1 protein-coding gene is annotated in these 647 nt (G+C 36.0%); it reads left to right on the top strand.

What is annotated here, in order from left to right; translation table 11 throughout:
* Positions 1 to 74: 74 nt before the first annotated feature.
* A partial coding sequence (locus tag CYK18_RS10640) for an IS6-like element IS1216 family transposase (RefSeq protein WP_180948055.1) occupies positions 75 to 647 on the top strand: 573 nt, incomplete at its 3' end.

Here is a 647-nt window from a genome sequence, read left to right as displayed (position 1 = left end):
GGTTCTGTTGCAAAGTTTTAAATCTACTATCAAATAAGGTAGAATAATAGAAAAAGATAGCAGGAGGAATGACGATGAATCATTTTAAAGGAAAGCAATTTCAGCAGGATGTGATTATTGTAGCCGTGGGCTACTATCTTCGTTATAACCTTAGCTATCGTGAAGTTCAAGAAATCTTATATGATCGTGGCATTAACGTTTCTCATACGACGATTTATCGTTGGGTGCAAGAATATGGCAAACTACTCTATCAAATTTGGAAAAAGAAAAATAAAAAATCCTTTTATTCATGGAAAATGGATGAAACATACATCAAAATTAAAGGAAAATGGCATTATTTGTATCGAGCCATCGATGCAGATGGTTTAACCTTGGATATTTGGTTACGTAAAAAACGGGACACACAAGCAGCCTATGCTTTTCTTAAGCGGTTAGTGAAGCAGTTTGATGAACCGAAGGTTGTAGTCACAGATAAAGCCCCCTCTATTACAAGTGCCTTTAAGAGACTAAAAGAATACGGCTTTTATCAAGGGACAGAACATCGTACCATTAAATACCTGAATAATTTGATTGAACAAGACCATCGTCCAGTAAAGAGACGCAATAAATTCTATCGAAGTTTACGCACTGCCTCACCCACGATTAAA

Origin of the sequence: Streptococcus mitis, assembly GCF_002860865.1 — a bacterium.
Classification (GTDB): Bacteria; Bacillota; Bacilli; order Lactobacillales; family Streptococcaceae; genus Streptococcus; species Streptococcus mitis_AT.
This window is presented reverse-complemented; position numbering and strand designations above follow the sequence as displayed.